General features: G+C 72.3%; 16 protein-coding genes. 10 read left to right on the top strand and 6 right to left on the bottom strand.

The genetic code is table 11. The features are described from left to right. Positions 1 to 8 precede the first annotated feature (8 nt). The 4 genes from AB0O15_RS41775 to AB0O15_RS41760 all read left to right on the top strand — a co-directional run bounded on the left by AB0O15_RS41775 (position 9) and on the right by AB0O15_RS41760 (position 3,505). Positions 9 to 845, top strand: coding sequence for an ABC transporter permease (locus tag AB0O15_RS41775; protein ID WP_364331546.1), 837 nt, complete (start codon positions 9 to 11; stop codon positions 843 to 845). 3 nt (positions 846 to 848) lie between these two features. After that, positions 849 to 1,619, top strand: coding sequence for an aldolase/citrate lyase family protein (locus AB0O15_RS41770; RefSeq protein ID WP_364331543.1), 771 nt, complete (start codon positions 849 to 851; stop codon positions 1,617 to 1,619). Then, positions 1,616 to 2,374, top strand: a complete 759-nt coding sequence (locus AB0O15_RS41765; protein WP_364331540.1) for an SDR family oxidoreductase — start codon at positions 1,616 to 1,618, stop codon at positions 2,372 to 2,374. Before AB0O15_RS41770 ends, AB0O15_RS41765 begins: the two co-directional genes overlap by 4 nt. A 234-nt stretch (positions 2,375 to 2,608) precedes the next feature. Further along, the gene (locus AB0O15_RS41760; RefSeq protein WP_364331537.1) at positions 2,609 to 3,505 is read left to right on the top strand and encodes a hypothetical protein; all 897 of its coding nucleotides are present in this window, start codon (positions 2,609 to 2,611) and stop codon (positions 3,503 to 3,505) included. Between the two features lie 34 nt (positions 3,506 to 3,539). Here the strand turns inward: AB0O15_RS41760 and AB0O15_RS41755 are convergent, their stop codons facing one another. From AB0O15_RS41755 to AB0O15_RS41745, 3 genes are all read right to left on the bottom strand, one after another. Continuing rightward, positions 3,540 to 6,608 carry a BTAD domain-containing putative transcriptional regulator gene (locus AB0O15_RS41755; protein ID WP_364331535.1) on the bottom strand — a complete coding sequence of 1,023 codons (3,069 nt, stop codon included), beginning with the start codon at positions 6,606 to 6,608 and terminating at the stop codon, positions 3,540 to 3,542. Positions 6,609 to 6,745: 137 nt separating this feature from the next. Continuing rightward, complete coding sequence (locus AB0O15_RS41750) at positions 6,746 to 7,486, bottom strand: methyltransferase domain-containing protein (RefSeq protein ID WP_364331532.1); 741 nt, start codon at positions 7,484 to 7,486, stop codon at positions 6,746 to 6,748. Positions 7,487 to 7,595: 109 nt separating this feature from the next. After that, positions 7,596 to 8,522, bottom strand: coding sequence for an MBL fold metallo-hydrolase (locus tag AB0O15_RS41745; RefSeq protein WP_364331530.1), 927 nt, complete (start codon positions 8,520 to 8,522; stop codon positions 7,596 to 7,598). A gap of 131 nt (positions 8,523 to 8,653) precedes the next feature. Here AB0O15_RS41745 and AB0O15_RS41740 point away from each other — a divergent pair, with 131 nt between their 5' ends. Together AB0O15_RS41740 and AB0O15_RS41735 are read left to right on the top strand one after the other, a co-directional pair. Beyond that, positions 8,654 to 9,514, top strand: a complete 861-nt coding sequence (locus tag AB0O15_RS41740; protein WP_364331527.1) for a LysR family transcriptional regulator — start codon at positions 8,654 to 8,656, stop codon at positions 9,512 to 9,514. A gap of 124 nt (positions 9,515 to 9,638) precedes the next feature. Next, entirely contained in the window at positions 9,639 to 11,891 is a 2,253-nt protein-coding gene (locus AB0O15_RS41735) for a fibronectin type III domain-containing protein (RefSeq protein WP_364331524.1), read from the top strand. A gap of 33 nt (positions 11,892 to 11,924) precedes the next feature. Here the strand turns inward: AB0O15_RS41735 and AB0O15_RS41730 are convergent, their stop codons facing one another. Genes AB0O15_RS41730 through AB0O15_RS41720 form a run of 3 tightly spaced genes read right to left on the bottom strand, consistent with a single transcriptional unit; the run spans position 11,925 to position 13,223 of the window. After that, positions 11,925 to 12,386 carry a multicopper oxidase domain-containing protein gene (locus tag AB0O15_RS41730; protein WP_364331521.1) on the bottom strand — a complete coding sequence of 154 codons (462 nt, stop codon included), beginning with the start codon at positions 12,384 to 12,386 and terminating at the stop codon, positions 11,925 to 11,927. Between the two features lie 35 nt (positions 12,387 to 12,421). Then, positions 12,422 to 12,955 (bottom strand): multicopper oxidase domain-containing protein, encoded by a 534-nt coding sequence (locus AB0O15_RS41725; protein WP_364331518.1) that lies wholly within the window; start codon positions 12,953 to 12,955, stop codon positions 12,422 to 12,424. Next, positions 12,915 to 13,223, bottom strand: coding sequence for a hypothetical protein (locus AB0O15_RS41720; RefSeq protein WP_364331516.1), 309 nt, complete (start codon positions 13,221 to 13,223; stop codon positions 12,915 to 12,917). The genes AB0O15_RS41725 and AB0O15_RS41720 overlap by 41 nt, the downstream gene beginning before the upstream one ends. A 37-nt stretch (positions 13,224 to 13,260) precedes the next feature. On the opposite strand from AB0O15_RS41720, the gene AB0O15_RS41715 reads away from it, so the two are divergent. The 4 genes from AB0O15_RS41715 to AB0O15_RS41700 all read left to right on the top strand — a co-directional run bounded on the left by AB0O15_RS41715 (position 13,261) and on the right by AB0O15_RS41700 (position 16,487). Further along, positions 13,261 to 13,635, top strand: coding sequence for a MarR family transcriptional regulator (locus AB0O15_RS41715; protein WP_364331514.1), 375 nt, complete (start codon positions 13,261 to 13,263; stop codon positions 13,633 to 13,635). A 147-nt stretch (positions 13,636 to 13,782) separates the two neighbouring features. After that, positions 13,783 to 14,481 carry a response regulator transcription factor gene (locus AB0O15_RS41710; protein ID WP_364331512.1) on the top strand — a complete coding sequence of 233 codons (699 nt, stop codon included), beginning with the start codon at positions 13,783 to 13,785 and terminating at the stop codon, positions 14,479 to 14,481. Beyond that, positions 14,478 to 15,908, top strand: coding sequence for a HAMP domain-containing sensor histidine kinase (locus tag AB0O15_RS41705; RefSeq protein ID WP_364331509.1), 1,431 nt, complete (start codon positions 14,478 to 14,480; stop codon positions 15,906 to 15,908). The genes AB0O15_RS41710 and AB0O15_RS41705 overlap by 4 nt, the downstream gene beginning before the upstream one ends. Before the next feature lie 96 nt (positions 15,909 to 16,004). Next, on the top strand, positions 16,005 to 16,487 hold the full coding sequence (locus AB0O15_RS41700; RefSeq protein ID WP_364331506.1) for a hypothetical protein: 483 nt from the start codon (positions 16,005 to 16,007) through the stop codon (positions 16,485 to 16,487). Positions 16,488 to 16,653: the final 166 nt, after the last annotated feature.

The raw sequence follows: 16,653 nt of genomic DNA, 5'->3' as shown, positions 1-16,653 counted from the left end.
GAGGTCTGATGTCCACCCAGACGTTGGAAGCGCCTGCGAACTCGGACACCTTGGTCCGAGGCCGGCGCCGCCGAGTACCGGAGATCACCTACAGCGTGCTGGTGTTCATCGGGCTGTTGGTGGTGTGGCAGGTCGTGGTGAAGATGTTCGACGTCTCCAACATCCTCGTCCCCGCGCCCACGGCCGTCGCCGGCTCCCTGGTCGACGGCTTCCAGGACGGCAGCCTGATCACCCACTCGATCGTCACCCTGAAGGAGATCCTGATCGGGTTCGGCATCGCGGTCGGCTCGGCCCTGGTCTCCGCGGTGCTCATCACCCAGTTCCGGCCGGTGGAGCGCGTGCTCTTCCCGCTGCTCATCCTGACCCAGACCATCCCGAAGGTCGCCATGGCGCCCCTGCTGATCGTCTGGTTCGGCATCGGGATCAGCTCGAAGGTGCTGACCGTGGCCCTGATCGCGTTCTTCCCCCTCCTCATCAACGCCGTCCTGGGATTCCGGTCCGCCGCCTACGAGCAGGTCGAGATGCTCCGGTCCTTCGGCGCGTCCCGCACGCAGGTCATGCGGCACCTGCAGATCCCGTCCGCGCTCCCGCACATCTTCGCGGGACTGGAGGTCGCCGTCATCCTGTCCGTGACCGGCGCCGTGGTCGCGGAGTTCGTGGGCAGCTCCGAAGGTCTGGGCTACCTGATCCAGGCGAGCAACTTCACCCTGGACGTGGCCAGGACCTTCGCGGTGATCGTCGTGCTGTCGGCCGTCGGCATCGCACTGCACGCGGTCGTCGTACAGCTCGGCAAGTGGCTGGTCTTCTGGACCGCCACCCCCACCGACACCGCCAGCGAGATCTGAGCCATGGCACGGGTACGCGACGGGATCAACGGCGGCACGCTCGGGACCTGGATCAAGCTCTCCAGCCCCGAGAGTGTCGAGATCATGGCCTACGCGGGCTTCGACTTCGTGGTCATCGATCTCGAGCACACGACACTGGACCTGGGCGCCGCCTCGGCCCACATCGCGATGGCCCACGCCCTCGGGGTGCACCCGCTCGTCAGAGTGCCTGACCACGGCCTCGGCGTGATCCAGCGGGTCCTGGACGCCGGCGCGGCCGGCGTGGTCGTGCCGCACGTCGACACGGTCGAGCAGGCCCGGGCGGTCGTGCGGGCCACCTGCTTCCCGCCTCGCGGCGACCGCGGGTCCGGCGGCACCAGCCGAGCGGGTCGCTGGGGGCTGCTGCCACGGGCGGAATACCTCGAGTACGGCAACGAGCAGGCCCTGTGCGTCGTCCAGCTCGAGAGCGAGGTGGCGATCAGGAACACGAGGGAGATCCTGGCCCTCGACGGCATCGGTGCCGCGTTCGTCGGGACGGCCGACCTCTCGATGTCGATGGGCGTCGCGGCGGGAAGCGACGAGGTGGACCGGCTCGCCACGTCCGCGCTGGCGGCCGCCGCCGCGGCCGGTGTTCCCATCGGCACCGCGTCCGCCACGAGTGACCAGGCCCGGGCCGCGCTGGCCTCGGGCTACGACTACGTGGTGGTCAGCAACGACACCTCGATCCTCGCCAGCGGAGGCCGGGCGATCGTGAACGCGCTGAAAGCGCCCGTCGCCGAGCGATTCGCCCGGTGAGCGCGCCACGTGTCGCCATCGTGACGGGCTCGAGCTCCGGGATCGGAGAAGGGATCGCCCGCGCGCTCGCGGCCGACGGCTTCACCGTCGTGGTGAACTCGGCCACCTCGGTCGACGCCGGTGAGCGGCTCGCGGCCGAGCTCCCGGGGGCGAGCTACGTCCAGGCCGACATCGCCGATCCCTCCGACGCCGTGCGCCTGGTGGAGACGGCCGTCGAGCGGCACGGCCGGCTCGACCTGCTGGTGAACAACGCCGGGGTCTCGCGACCCGTCCCCCACGCCGACCTGGATGCGGTCACCGCTGACGACTGGCACCGGATCCTCGGCGTCAACGTCGTCGGGACGTGGCAGGTCTCCGTCGCCGCCGTGAAGGTCATGGAGCCCGGCGGCCAGATCATCAACATCACCTCGGTGGGCGGCTCGCGCCCCCTCGGCAGCTCGATCCCCTACTCCGTCAGCAAGGCCGCGCTCGACCACCTGACGAGGCTGCTGGCCAAGGCCGTGGGTCCAGACATCCGGGTGAACGCGATCGCGCCCGGGCCGCTCAAGACCCGACTGACCTCGGACAGCCTCGCCACGCGGGCGGCGCGCACCGTGGCAATGACACCGCTGGGCCGGCTCGGGCAACCATCCGATGTCGCGGCAATGGTTCTGGCGCTCATCAAGGTCCCCTTCGTCACCGGCGAGGTGATCCACGTCGACGGCGGCATCAACCTCGTCACCCACGTCGACGCGCCTCGCAACGACGACGCGTGATCCCGAGGACTGTGCCGACGAGAGCGCCAACACGAGCGTCGTGGAACAACGGCCAATCCTGACCGTGAAAGGCTGACCGCCGTCGTCTCCGGGGCCGTCCGGCTGTCAACCAGCCGACTTGCGGCTCGCTGAGCGGGCTGATCCGGCCGGTTGCCCACCGGTTGCCCATCGAATGCCCATTGTGGTGCGCCACGGTTCCGGCGCAGACATCACCGGGATTCGAGGAGGAACCACATGCACGTGCGAACCAAAATGTTGTGGGCGGTGGGTGCGGTTGTGGCCGTACTCGCCGCACAGACCGTGAACAGCGCACCAGCGGCGGCCGCGACCCTGCCGTTCGGCACGGTCAGGGCCTTCGTGACGCAGTCCGTGCCCGATCTGCGGCCGGAAAAGCCTCACAGCACGCCCTGTCCGGCGGGTGAGCGGGTGCTCGGCGGCGGTGCCTTCACCGTCGGCGGCATCCATGCTGTGATCACCGAGATGCAGCCGATCCACCCGGCCACCGGCCCGGACAGGTTCCAGGTCACCGCGGCGGCCGACCAGTTCGGCATCGCCGGCGTGTGGAGCATTCAGGTGTTCGCGTTCTGCGGTGTTGTGCCGGCCAGCACTGAACTGGAGATCCAGCCCCTCACCATCCCGCCGACCTCGGCCCCCGTTTCCCAGGCGTTCACGCGATGCTCGCCGGGCAAGCTGGTGGTCGGCACCGGCGGAAAGATCGAGAACGGCGCCGGGCAGGTCGACCTCGGCACGGTGCCGGGCAGCAGCGGGGGCGCCGCCGCCTCGAGCGCGGCGCTGGCGAAGGAGGACGCCGACGGTTTCGCCGGCCAGTACACGCTCACCGGATACTCGGTGTGTGCGCGGCCCAACCACCCACTCGATTTCGAGATGGTCCGGCAGACCTTCCGGGCCGCCGGTGGCGTGCCGAGCCAGACGGCCGTGATCGCCTGCCCGTCCGGGATGGCGCTGACCGGTCTCGCCGGCACGACCGTCCGGGCCGGTACGCATCTCCAGCAGATCCGGCCGACTGTGGCCGGCGGCCGACCGGCGAACCTCGCCTCCTTCGGCGCCCAGTCGGCGCCGACGCCGGACACGGCGTGGGACATGGACGCCACCGTGTTCTGCGCTCGATGAACGGCGGGTAGGCCACTCGGGTCACCGTCTCGCCTCACGCGGCGGGATGGTGGCCCGTCCGGCGCCGGCTCTCCTCGGCCTGGTCGGTGTGCCGGGCCGCCTGGCCGTCCCGGCGAGCGTGGTGGATCTCGGCGAGCATGGCATGCGCGTCGCCCACCAGCACCTCATAGCCGTCCTGCCGGGCCAGTTCCAGCGCCTCCCGGGCGTACGAGCGGGCCTCGTCGTGCCGGCCGAGCCGCAACCCGGCGGCGGCCAGACCGACCAGGGCGTCCCCCTCCAAGCGCCGGCTGGCCGTGGCCAGGGCGGCGTCACGGGCGGCCCGATGTTTCTCCATGGCGTTCCGGTGGCGGCCGAGGAGCCGGTCCGCGAGGCCGGCGACGTTCAGCGCGATCGCCTCGGTCTGCCGGTCCCCGATCAGGCGGGCCGTCTCCAGGGCGCCGAGCGCCTGGGCGCGGGCCGGGCCCGGCCGCCCTCGATCGCATTCCAGCCAGGCGAGATAGCAGTCGGTCATCGCCGTCCCGTCCCGATCGCCCACCCGCAGGTAGCGGTCCTTCGCGGCGATGAGGTGGTCCCAGGCCTCGTCGGGCCGGCCCAGTTCGAGGCCGGCCCGCCCGAGGCCGGTCAGCGCCAGCGCCTCACCGTGCAGGCTGCCGACGGCCCGGCTCAACTCCAGGCCGGCGGCGAAATGCCGGAAGGCGTCGTCCAGCCGGCCCATCTCCAGGTAGGCCTCGGCCAGCAGGCTCAGGTTGTTGGCCTCCCCGGCCCGACGGCCCAGGCGCCGGTCGATGGCCAGGGCTTCCTCCAGCCAGCGGACCGCCGCCGGGAGCCGGCCGATCTTGCGGGACACGATGCCCAGGTTGCCCAGCGTGGTGGCCTCGGACTGCGGCCAGCCGGCGACCCGGGCCAGGCGCAGCGCCTCGTGGTACTGCCGCAACGCCTCGCCGTGCTCGCCGATGCTGCGGTACGCCGTGCCGAGGCTGTGCCGGGCCGCCACCTCCGCGGCCGCGTCGTTCTCGTGCCGGGCGGCGAGCAGCGCCGCGTCCGCCGCGGTGAACCAGTCGGCGGCGTACCGGCGCAGGTGGAAGTATCCGCGCAGGGTGTCGGCGAGCTGCCATCCGGCGCGCCGCGGACCATGCGCCGCAGCGTACCTGATCGCGATCACCAGGTTGTGCCGCTCAGCCTCCAGCCAGGCAAGCGCGGCCGTCTCGTCGGGGTAAGTGTGGCGGCCGGTGGCCGGGACCGTTGTGGCGTTGGGGAGGCGGAGCATGTGTGGGTAGAGCATGTCGGCGGCGGCCCGTGCGCGGCGCAGGTAACCGTCGTAGAGCCGCCCGATCGCCGCACGCCGCCGATCGGGCGGGTCCTCGTCGTCCGCCCGCTCCATCGCGTAGAGCCGGAGCAGGTCGTGTGAGACGTACCGGCCGCGGGCGTGCTCGTCGAGCAGGTGCGCGTCGGTGAGGTGGCGCAGCAGACCAGCGGCCTCCCGCGGGCTGGTGTCACCGAGCACGGCCGTCGCGTCGTCCGCGGTGTGATCGGCGCTGGGCGCGATGCCGAGCAGGCGGAACAGGCGCCGGGCCGGGGTCGCCAGGCCGGAGTAGGACAGGTTGTAGGAGGCGCGGACGGCGTGCTGCTCGTCGCTTCCCACGGCGAGCGCCCCGAGCGGACTGAGCGCGTCCATCTCGGCAACCTGGTCGGCGACGGTCCGCCGCGGATAGAGCGTCAGGTTGGCCGCGGCGATGCGAAGGGCCAATGGCAGGTACGCGCACCGCGCGGCCAGCTCGGCCACGGCGGCCGGTTCCCCGGCGACCCGGTCCGCGCCGAGCACGGTTTCGAGCAGGGCCCTCGCCTCGGCCGGCGACAGAACGTCGAGGGTGAGGTGCGCGGCGCCCTCACGGGCCACCAGCCCGCCGAGCTTGTCGCGGCTGGTGACCAGCACCAGGCCGGGCCGCCCGCCGGGCAGCAGCGGGCGGACCTGGTCGGCGCTGCTCGCGTTGTCCAGCACGACCAGGATCCGTCGGTCGGCCAGGATCGTGCGGTAGAGAGCGGATGCCTGCTCCTGATCGGCCGGAATACGCTCGACCGGCACGTCGAGCGCCCGGAGGAAGCCGGTCAGCACCTCGATCGGGCGTAGCCGCGGCGCCGCGGCGTACCCGCGCAGGTCGGCGTAGAGCTGGCCGCCGTCGAAGTGGTCGCGCACGCGGTGGGCCCAGCGCACCGCGAGGGCGGTCTTGCCGACACCGGCTGTCCCGCAGATCACGGCGATCGACGGCGCGCCCCCGCTGTCGCCCAGCACCTCGTCGAGCCGGAGCAGGTCGTGCTCGCGGCCGGTGAAGGCGGACGCCGAGGTCGGTAACTGGGCCGGGACGGCGGCCGGCGCGCCGGACAGGACGTCCTGATGCGCCTGCCGCAGCGCCGGCCCCGGCTCGACGCCCAGCTCGCCGACCAGCGTCGCCCGGACCGTCCGGTATGCCTCCAGTGCGTCGGCCTGCCGGTCCGAGCGGTGCAGCGCGGTGATGAGCTGGGCCCAGAACCGCTCGCGCAGCGGGTGGTCCGCGGTCAGCGCCTGTAACTCGGCGATGAGCTCGGCGTGCCGGCCCAGCCGCAGCTCGATGGCGACGCGCTGCTCGACGACGGCGAGCCGATGCTCCTCCAGTCGGGCGGCCTCGCTCCGGCAAGGGTCCAGGTCGATGCCGTCGAACGCGGGTCCGCGCCACAACGCCAGTGCTTCCCGCAGCATGGCGGCGGCACGCTCCCGGGCCCCCGTCTCCGCGAGCTGCGTCGCGTCCTTGACCAGCTCGTCGAAGCGGTCCAGATCCAACGCGCCCGGAGCGAGGCTCAGCACATATCCGGGCGCCCGGGTCAGCAGGACTCCGTCTCGTCCGGTGGTCAGCGCCCGGCGCAAGCCGGCGACGCACCCCTGCGCCAGGCTGCGGGCGGCGGACGGGGCGGACGCACCCCAGAGCTGCTCGGTGATCTGATCGATCGACACCACCCGGCCCGGTCTGGCCAGCAGCAACGCGAGCAGGGCGCGTTGCTGCGGCCCGCCCAGCGCGACGAGCCGCTCGCCGTCGCGGACCTCGAGCGGGCCCAGGATGAGAAACCGCACGCGGCGACCCTAAACCGGATGGTTGCCCGGCATTGTCGGCAATTCGATGATGTGGGACTCCCAACTGGCGACGCCGTCGCGATCAACTTCGCCCGCAACGTACGCGGTGCCGACGTCAGTCCTTGACCTTGGGCCGGCTACTTGCGGCGGGCGACGTAGACGACGTTGACCGCGTAGCGATCCGCCCCGGGCGAGCGGGTCGCCACCGCGTCGGCCGCGCGAGCCGCGACGCCTACCACCGGGCGCTCGTACCAGCCCGGGGTCAGCATCGAGAACCCACGACGCTCGACCAGCCGGAAGCCGTGCCGGTCGAACAGCGCGGTCACCTCTTGGTGCGACAACTCGGCGAACCATCGCCGACCGGCGTGCCGGCCGGCGCGCAGGTGCCTCAACGAGCTGGCGTTGCCGTGATTCTCGACGACCAGCAATCCCGCGGCGGGATCGGGCAGGGCCTGCGCCGCGAAGGCTAGGGCGCGATCGCGCACCACCGGATCCACGTTGAGCAACAGCCGGAACATCGTCACGATCGCGGGACGTCCCGCGTCGATCGGCGCCGGCACCGGGCCGTCGGGCGCCACCGCGTGCCAATGGGCCCGCGCCCCGACCTCGGCCGCCTTGGCCATCATCTCGGTCGACGTGTCGTAGCCGTGCGCCTCACGCACGAGACCGTGCAGAGCCCGGATGGCCCGCCCGGTGCCGCAACCGAAGTCGTGCTGCACCGGCTTGCCGGCACGAAACGTGGTCCGCACCAGGCTTCGCAGGTAGCGCCGCTGGCGGTCGTTGATCCGTGACGCGTAACTGTCCGGCGCGTAGGTGCGATGTTCGTACTTCTCGACCGCCGCGCTGTCGCGGAATACCTTCGTGTAGTCGGTGACCATGTGCCGCCCCTCCGAACGCGAGTTCCAACAAATTCCTACAACGAGTAGGTTTGAGGGAGGACGCGGCAGAGCGCGCGGTATGTCGCAGTCGGCGAGCCCGCCGCCGACCTCACGTCCCGGCCGGGGTGAACTGCCATTCGGGAATCGCGTCGAACGCTCCGACATCATGGGCGGGAACCAGGTGCACCCGATCGGCCAGGGCGATGATCCGCAGGAGGCTGGTACGCACGTCCGCCGGCCGGACGTCCGCGAGCATCCGCAGCAGCCCCGGACGCTCCGCCCGCAGCGTGACCCCTTCCATCTGCCAGGTCAGGTCACCGATGAAGGCGAACCGGCGGTCGTCAGGCAGGGTCACGAAGACAACGACCGAACCATCGGTATGACCCCCGGCCTCCACGATGACCACCGAGCCGTCGCCGTGCACATCATGGCTCCTCGGGAAGCCGAGGTAGGCCGGCCCGTCGAACGAGTAGCGGTGGATCTCGCGGTCGCGCGAGACGTCGCGGAACACGACCGCGTCCTTGGCCCGGTCGACGTACCGGCTCTCCCCGGCATTCATCCAGATGGGTACGGGGAGCCGGTCCAGGCCGCTCACATGGTCCCAGTGGGCGTGCGTGATGATGACGCCGCGCAGCCGGGCCAGGTCGTAGCTCGTCGCCGACAGCTGCTGATACACGGTGGCGCCGACCTGGTGCGGGCTGCGCCGGTAGGACGGCATCGTGGCGATGTGCGCGGCCACGTTCTCGCCGAACCCGGCGTCGATCAGCAGGTCACCCGCCGGATGCCGGACGAGGACGGCGGTCGCGGCGAAGCGCCGGGTCTCCGAGAACGCCCCGCCGCGGTAGGCGAGAAAGGCCTTGTTCTGGTACGTGCCGGTGGGAAGCCGGTAGATCGCCATGTCCGGCGGCGGTGCGGCCGGTGGCAGCGGATCCGTCCACGGCGCCGGGGCCGGCAGCGGCGAGGGCCGGAACGATCGGATCGCGAGGAGTACGGCCGCGACACCGGCGACGGCTACGCCCGTCCAGAGGATGGCCATGGTGTTGCCGTACCTTCCTGATCGCCCGACGCGTGCGGGGTTGTCCGTCACCGGTTCATTGGATCTCGGTCGGTGGCCCGGGTCCAAGACCCGTTCCGCCGGTGCCATACCGTGTGGGTATCGTCGGAGGGGTGGATCTCCGTTCGCTCGCCTACTTCGTCGCGGTGGCCGAGGATCTCAACGTGGGCCGGGCGGCGGCGCGGCTGCGCATGTCACAACCGCCGCTGAGCAGGGCGATCAAGGCTTTGGAGGGCGACTTCGGCGTCGAGTTGTTCACGCGTACCGCTCGCGGGATGACCTTGACCCAGGCCGGCCACGCGCTGCTTCCCGAGGCACGCGAGATACTCGCCCGGGTGGAGTCCTTGCCGTCGCTGGTGACCCAGGCGTCCGGCACGCGCGTCATCACGATCGGGACGCTGGCCGACAGCCTGGATCACGCGGGCCGGGCGATGATCGACACCTTCCGTGAGCGTTACCCCGGCGTGGAGATCCGCATCGTGGAGGGCGACCTCACCGATCCCACCGTGGGTGTCGGCCGCGGGCTGGCCGACGTCGCCGTCACCCGCGGCCCCTTCAACGCGGCCGGGATCGCCGTCGCTGAGATCCGCCGGGACGCCGTCGGGGTCGTCCTGCGGGAGTCCGATCCGCTCGCCGGCCGGGATCGGGTCCGGCTGAGCGATCTGCGGGACCGGCGCTGGTTCCGCCTCGCGGGCTCCACCGACCCGCTCTGGCGGGACTTCTGGGCCGGCGGCCGCGAGGCGGTGCCCGGCGTCGACACCATCGTCCGGACCGTACGGGAATGCATCCAGGCCGTCCTGTGGTCGGACGCGGTCGGTCTCGCCCCGCTCACGATCAATCGCGCGAACGGCATCGTCGTCGTTCCGGTGGAGGGTGTCGCGCCGAGTCCGCTGCTTGTCGCGTGGCGGCGCCGCGAGCGACGGTCCCTCGTTCACGGTTTCGTCGACATCGCGGCGGCAGTGCCCGCGGCCTGACCCACCGGACCTCAGACGAGCTTCAGCATTACCTCGGCGCGGCCTCAGCGGGCGGCCATACGTTGCGACCTCCGGTGCCTCAGGTATCGGGTTCGTCCCTTCCGCCCCGCAACGGAGCCGCCCGATGTCCTCCTCCGCACAGCCCTCCCCCGGCCGCCGGCTCCTCCGGCTCGGCCTGACCGTCGTGCTTTCGGCCGCCGTGGGCGCTATCGCCACCACCGGCGGCGCCTCCGCGCTGGCCGCCGGTGTCCCGGCTGCGCCGGACAACCTGCTGGTCTTCCCCGACCGCGATTTCATCACGGTCGAGGGCTACCAGGACCACATCGGCGAGGCCGCGACCATCGAGGTGACCCGCCCCGGCGTCGGCATCGTCGGGTCCGCGCAGGGCGTCGTCGCCGAGGGCGACGTCGCCTTCGAGGTCAACCATCCGGGCGGCTACTGCTGGGGCGCCGGGACCGGCCTGAAGGTGACGCCGGACATCCGGCCCGGCGACGTCGCCTCGATCCGGTTCGGCGACACCGCCGGCGGCGACACCCGGGTCCAGGACGGCTTCGTCACCGAGGACGCGGTGCAGAACGGCACCACCGTGACCGTGACCGGCCACCTCGGGGCGGGCGTCAACCCGGCCAACATCGAGCAGCGGATCATCGAGCCGGAACTGACCGCGACCGCCGTCGGGCGGCGGGACGTCCGCGCGCTGCCCGGCCCGCTCACCCCGGCGCCGAAGGGCGGATACCAGTCCGGGCTTTCGGTGAACGGGGACGTCTTCACCGCCACCTACGTCTTCGACGACGCGGCCGTCGCCCACATCGCCGCCAACGCCTCGCTCGGCGAGCGGCTGCTGTCCTGGGAGGTCACCGACCTGATCGGCAACCGGCAGGGCGTCACGATCGCCGAGTTCGGCGAGCCCGGCGGCCCCGGCATGGGCGGCTGCCCGAACGGCCCGCTGGCCTCCGGCCCGGTCGGGCCGACCGACGTCGTCGCGGCCAAGGTGCCGGGCGGCGTCAAGCTCACCTGGACGCCGGCGCTGGCCATCCCCGGCACCCCGGCGATCACCGGCTACCGGGCCACCGCGGTCGGCCAGACGATGACCGGCAACGAGCAGGTCGAGGTCGGCCGGCGGATCACCGGCCAGTCGGCCCGGGGCACGACCATCACCGGCCTCTCCGACGCCGAGACGTACGACGTGGAGATCGCGTCGGTCAGCTCGGTCGGCGAGACGTTCCCGCGGGTCTCGGTCCGCGCGGTCACCGACACCACCCCGCCGACCGTGGCGGCGTCCCGGTCGTCCGGCTCGTACGCGGTCCCGCAGACCGTGACGCTGACCGCGAACGAGGCCGGCTCGGAGATCTACTACACCGCCGACGGCACCGACCCGCTGATCGCCGACATGCTCTCCCCCACCGCGATCCACTACGCCGCGCCGATCCTCGTCGCCGCGGACACGACCTTGCGGTTCGTCGCGTTCGACCCGTCGAACAACGTGTCGGTGGTGGGCTCCCGGACGTACACGATCACCAACACGCCGACGCCGGACGCGCCCGCCTTCGGTTCGCCGACGATCGGGACCGGTCAGGTCACCCTCCGATGGACCTCGGGCGATCCGAGCATCACCGGGTACGGGGTGCAGGCCTACGACGCCGCCGGTGCGACCGTCGGCGCGCTGGCCGAGACCACCGCCACCAGCCTCGTCGTGACCGGGCTGACCGCCGACACCCCGTACTTCTTCACCGTTCAGGCGAAGAACGTCAACGGATGGGGTACGCCGTCGGCCAAGCTCGGCCCGCTGACGCCGCAGGGCGCCGTGGTCGCGAACGCCGGCCCGGACCGCACCGGGGTCGTCCGCAACACCCGGGTCGCCCTGGACGGCGCCGGGTCGACGCCGGGCGCCACCTACGCGTGGACCCAGCTCGCCACCGGCACCACCAATCCGATCGGCGCCACCGACCCGGACCGGGTGGCGCTCACCGGGGCGAACACCCTGAGCCCGAGCTTCACCCTGCCGTTCTACCGCTACCCGATGACCAACCGGCCGCTGACCTTCCAGCTGACCGTGACCACCGCGGCCGGTTCCAGGTCGGACACCGCGCTGGTGGTGCCGGCCGTCGACCAGGTGGCGATCGGCACGGCGTCGTGGAAGGCCGGCGACTTCCGGGTCACCGGGGCCGGCTCGGTCGTCGGAGCGACCATCCTGATCCACTCCGGATCGCTGGCCGGCCCGGTGCTGACCTCGACCGGGGTGGTGGCGGCGCCACCGCTGGCCGGCGGCACGTTCGACGTACGCCTGCGGAACGGTGCCGCACCCGCGGCCCGGCCCGCGACCATCTGGATCGAGTCCAACCGGGGAGGCATCGCCGGGCCGTTCACCGTCAACTGATCACGCTGAGCCGCCCGGCCCCGGCCGGGCGGCTCAGCCGGTCACCTCGACGACGCCCATCATCCCCATGTCCTCGTGTTCCAGGTTGTGACAGTGGAAGACGTACCGGCCAGGGTGGTCGGTGAAGGTGACCCGGATGCTGGCCTGCTCGGCCGGCCGCAGGTCGATGGTGTCCTTGGGACCGTGGTCGTACGGCCCGGGCCCGCCGAGGCCGCGGGACACCACCCGGAAGGCCGCCAGGTGCAGGTGGATCGGATGATGAAAGTCCGAGCCGAGCCGCCAGATCTCGGTCACGCCCAGCCGGGCCGTCACCGCCGGCCGGCCGGGGCCGAACGGAATGCCGTTGATGGTCCAGCCGGGCATCCCGTTGACAGTGTCGTGGCGGAAGCGCAGGTCCCGAGTCACCACCGGGTTGCCGGCCGGTTCGGCCTCGGGCGCCAGCACGTCGGGAATCCGGCTGTCGTCGGGCGCGGTGTGGGTGATGTCGAAGCGCATCACCGGCATGGTGGTCCGATCCCCGAACTCGTTGATCAGCCGAACCTGGCTGCCGGGCCGGTGGCGGCCGGCTGGCGGAGCGGATAGGCGTAGTCCCGGCTGTCGCCCGGCGCGACCAGGTCGGTCGGGAAGCCGTCGTCGCCGGCCGGTGTGTGCCCGCCGTGCAGGTGCACCACCGTCGGCACGGGCAGGTCGTTGCGGTGGTTGACGACGGTGCGGCGGCCTCGGACCGAGTGGATCGTCGGGCCGGGGAACCGTCCCTCGTACCCCCAGATCTCGGTCTTGACCCGGGGAAGATCTCGGCCGCCGCCGCTCGCTGGACGATCCGGTAGTGGTCGCCGGTGGCGTCGCGGCGGACCGGTCGGAGCGGAGGCGGGACGCGGAACGACAGGTTGAAGGGGCTCGGCAACCGCAGCCGGCTCGGCAGGAGCGATCCGGTGGAGGTCGATCCGCGTACGCCCGACAGCAAGGGCACGCCGACCACGGCCGCGACACCGAGCCCGCCCAGCACCTGCCGCCTGGTCACCTTCATGACCGCACCTGCCGGTAACGCCACGACCAGCCCGCAAGCAGCAGCGACCCCAGGATGATCACGATGCCGAGCGGAACGTGCAGGGTGAGCACCCGGGCGAAGCCGAGGGCGATCTGCAGTGCCACCAGGCCGAAGATGCCCAGCCCGGCGAGGAACGGCCAGATCGTGCCACGGCCGGGCCAGCGCAGAAGCGCCGCGGCGGCTGCCGCCACCACCACCAGAACGGCGATGCCGGCGTAGGTGGCGTTGACCCGGTGGGTGTGCAGCGCCGGGAACGTGCCGGCGAGGAACTGCCCGGCGTACACGGCCTGATCGAACAGCAGGAGGGCGGCAAGCGACGAGGTGAGCCGCAGCGGCCAGGGGATGACGCTGCTCGGCCTCGACGGACGGCGGTTCGGCGTGCTGATGGCCCTCGCCCGGGTCGGTCCGGCCACCCAGAGCCGGCTCGTCACCGAGCTCGACGGTGACAAGTCGACGATGATGCGTACCGTCGACGAGCTGGAGGAAGCCGGGTTGGCCGAACGGCAGGCAGTGCCCGGCGACCGGCGGGCGCGCGCGGTGGCCCTGACCGCGCTCGGGCGCAAGCGGCTCGCTGAGGCCCGCACGATCGCCGACGACGTCGCCGGTCGGTTGTTCGGTGACATGGCAGCGGGCGAGCAGCTCGCGCTGCGCGACCTGCTCGCCTCCGTCGTAGGCCGCAAGAAGGACGCCGGCTAGCGATCTCGCGATCGCGACGCGACCACCCGGGCCGCCCACCGGGCCGGGCCCGGCCCGGCTCATAGGAAATGCTTAGGGATGGCGCCACGATTTCTCACGATTGCCGGTCCACCATGAGACGAGGCGGGCCGAGAAACGGGGAGACACATGCGGGTCCTGGTCGTGGACGACGATGCTGCGGTGCGTGACTCGCTCGCCCGTACGCTGCGCTTCGAAGGCCACGACGTGGACACGGCCGGGGACGGGCAGGAGGCGCTCGACACCGTCCGGGCCGGCGAGCCGGACGTGATGATCCTGGACGTCAGCATGCCCCGGATGGACGGGCTGGAGACCTGCCGGCTGCTCCGGGAGGACGGCATCCTGCTGCCTGTCCTGATGGTCACGGCCCGCGACGGCGTCGGCGACCGGGTGGCCGGGCTGGACGCCGGCGCCGACGACTACCTGGTCAAACCGTTCGCCGTGCAGGAGCTCAAGGCCCGGCTGCGGGCCCTGCTGCGCCGCTCGATGCTGGCCACGCCGGCCGCCCCCGCGCCGCCGGACACCCTTCTCTCCTTCGCCGACCTACGCCTCGACCCACAAACCCGCGAGGTCTGGCGCGGTGACCGGGCGATCCGGCTGACCCGCACCGAGTTCTCCATCCTCGAGGTCTTCCTGCGGCACCCGCGGCAGGTGCTCACCCGGGCGGTTCTGTTCGAGCAGGTCTGGGGGTACGACTTCGGCGAGAGTTCCAACAGCATCCACGTCTACCTCGGCTACCTGCGCCGCAAGCTGGAGACCGGCGACGAGCAGCGGCTGCTGCACACCGTCCGCGGGGTCGGCTTCGTGCTGCGGGAGGAGCCGCTGTGAAGGTGTGGTGGCGCCGACGCACCCTGCATGCTCGCCTGTCCCTGCTGGTCACCGGGGCCGTGGCGGCTGCCGTGGTGCTCATGGCGGTGGCGTCCTGGCTGGTCGTGGAGGAGATCCAGCAACACCGGATGCAGTCCGAGCTGAGCGCGGACGCCAACGCCATCGCCGCGCAACCCGACCAGTGGATCACCACCGGCGGCGCCCGGCCCGGCCCGGAGGATCAGCGCGGCGGCGGGCGGCACGGCCCACGGCAGCTCGGGCCGCGCTGGCAGATTCTCGACGCCCGGGCCGCGGTGCTCAGCTCGGCCGCCAGCCCGCTGCCGGTCACAGCGCAGGCGCAGCAGGTCGCGGCCGGCGGGCGCCGGATGGCGCAGGAGGAGGTCGACGTCGGCCGCGAGACGTACCGGATGCTGACCGTTCCGGTCAGCGGTGGTGGCGGCGGCGCGGTGCAGGTTGCCCTCGACCAGGGACCGGACGACCGTACCCTGCGATTGTTCGCGATTCTCCTCACCGTCGGCTGCGCGCTCGGCATCGCCGGAGCGGCCCTGCTCGGACGCGCCGTGGCCCGCGCCGGGCTGGCGCCGGTGCAACGACTCACCGACGCGGTCGAGGACGTCGCCGTCACCATGGACCTCAGCCGCCCCATCGCCACCGACGGCGCCGACGAGATCGCCCGCCTCGGCACGTCGGTGAACACCATGCTGGCCGCGATCGACACCGCCCGGCACGCGCAACGCACGCTGGTCGAGGATGCCGGCCATGAGCTGCGTACGCCGCTGACCAGCATCCGTACCAACATCGAACTGCTGCTCGAGGTGGAACGTCACCCCGAACTGGCCCACCGCCTCCCGCCCGAGGAACGCGCCAAGCTGCTGCACGACCTCGACGCACAGGTCGGCGAGCTGGCGACGCTGACCACAGAACTGGTCGAGCTGTCCCGCGAGGAGACCACCCGCGGTGACGCCGAGCCGGTCGAGCTGCCCGAGGTGGTCGACGCCGCGCTCGGCCGGGTCCGGATCCGCGCCCCCGGCCTCACGTTCACCGCCGACCTCGGGCCGGCCACCGTGCTGGGCCGGCCGAACGAGCTGGAACGCATGATCGTCAACGTGCTCGACAACGCCGCCAAGTTCAGCCCGCCCGGAACCACCGTGCACACGTCGCTTCTCGCCGACGGCCCGGACGGCTACCGGCTCACCGTCACCGACCAGGGTCCCGGGATCGACGAGGCCGACCGGCCGCACGTCTTCGACCGCTTCTACCGCGCGGTCGCCGCCCGGTCGACACCCGGCTCCGGCCTCGGCCTGGCGATCGTCGCCCAGACCGCCGCGCAGCACGGCGGCACCGTTACCGCCGAGGCGGGTGAGCCGCACGGGACCGTGATCACCATCCGGCTCCCGGCCGCGCCGGTTCTCTCATCGGCTTCTTAGGAACACCACAGGCCTGCTCTTAGCAGCGGAGCCGATGGTTATGGGTGACGGACGGGACAGGCCCGGACCGCCATCCACCAGAACGGGGTTGCCATCATGACCGACCAGACACCGCGTCCGAACGCCGACGACGAGCCCACCGCTGCTCAGCCCCCGGCCGGGGGCCATCCTGCCGCCGAGGACACCACCGCGGCCGGACGCTCGCCCGACCAGTCCCCCGCCGCCGGACCCGTCGACGCCGCGGCGGCGGCCGGCCCGTTCGGGAACGCGGCCGGCGACGGTCCGCGGCCGACGCGCCGACGCTGGTGGGGTCGGCCCGCCGAGGGCCGCCGCCGGGTGCCGCTGGCGGTGGCTGTCGCGGCGCTGCTGCTCGGTGGGGTGCTGGGCGGTGGCTTGGTCGCGATCGGCGCTCTCGTCGACGGCGGCCACCACGGCGACGACCGCGGCCACAGCCGTGGCGGCAACCAGGCCGAGGGCCGTGACGGCGACCGGGGCGGTGACCGGGGCGGCCGCAACGGGCGGGGCGTCGACGGCCGGAGGGACCGCAACGGCTCGGGCGACGGCAACCGGCGGGGGTGACAACGGCCGCGGGAACAGCGGTGATGACGCCACCCCAGCACCGTCGGCGACCTCCGCGCCCGCTCCGGCGGCGTCCTGACCGTCCGAAGGTCGCGGGTGGAAGCTGATCTCGGGCCGGCCGGCAGTCGGCCGTTCCAGGTTGTTGATCCTACAATGCGTAGGTTTT

This window comes from Actinoplanes sp. NPDC089786 (assembly GCF_040684855.1).
GTDB lineage: Bacteria > Actinomycetota > Actinomycetes > Mycobacteriales > Micromonosporaceae > Actinoplanes.
Note: the sequence above shows the minus strand (reverse complement) of the source record. Positions and strands in the feature narration are given on the sequence as shown.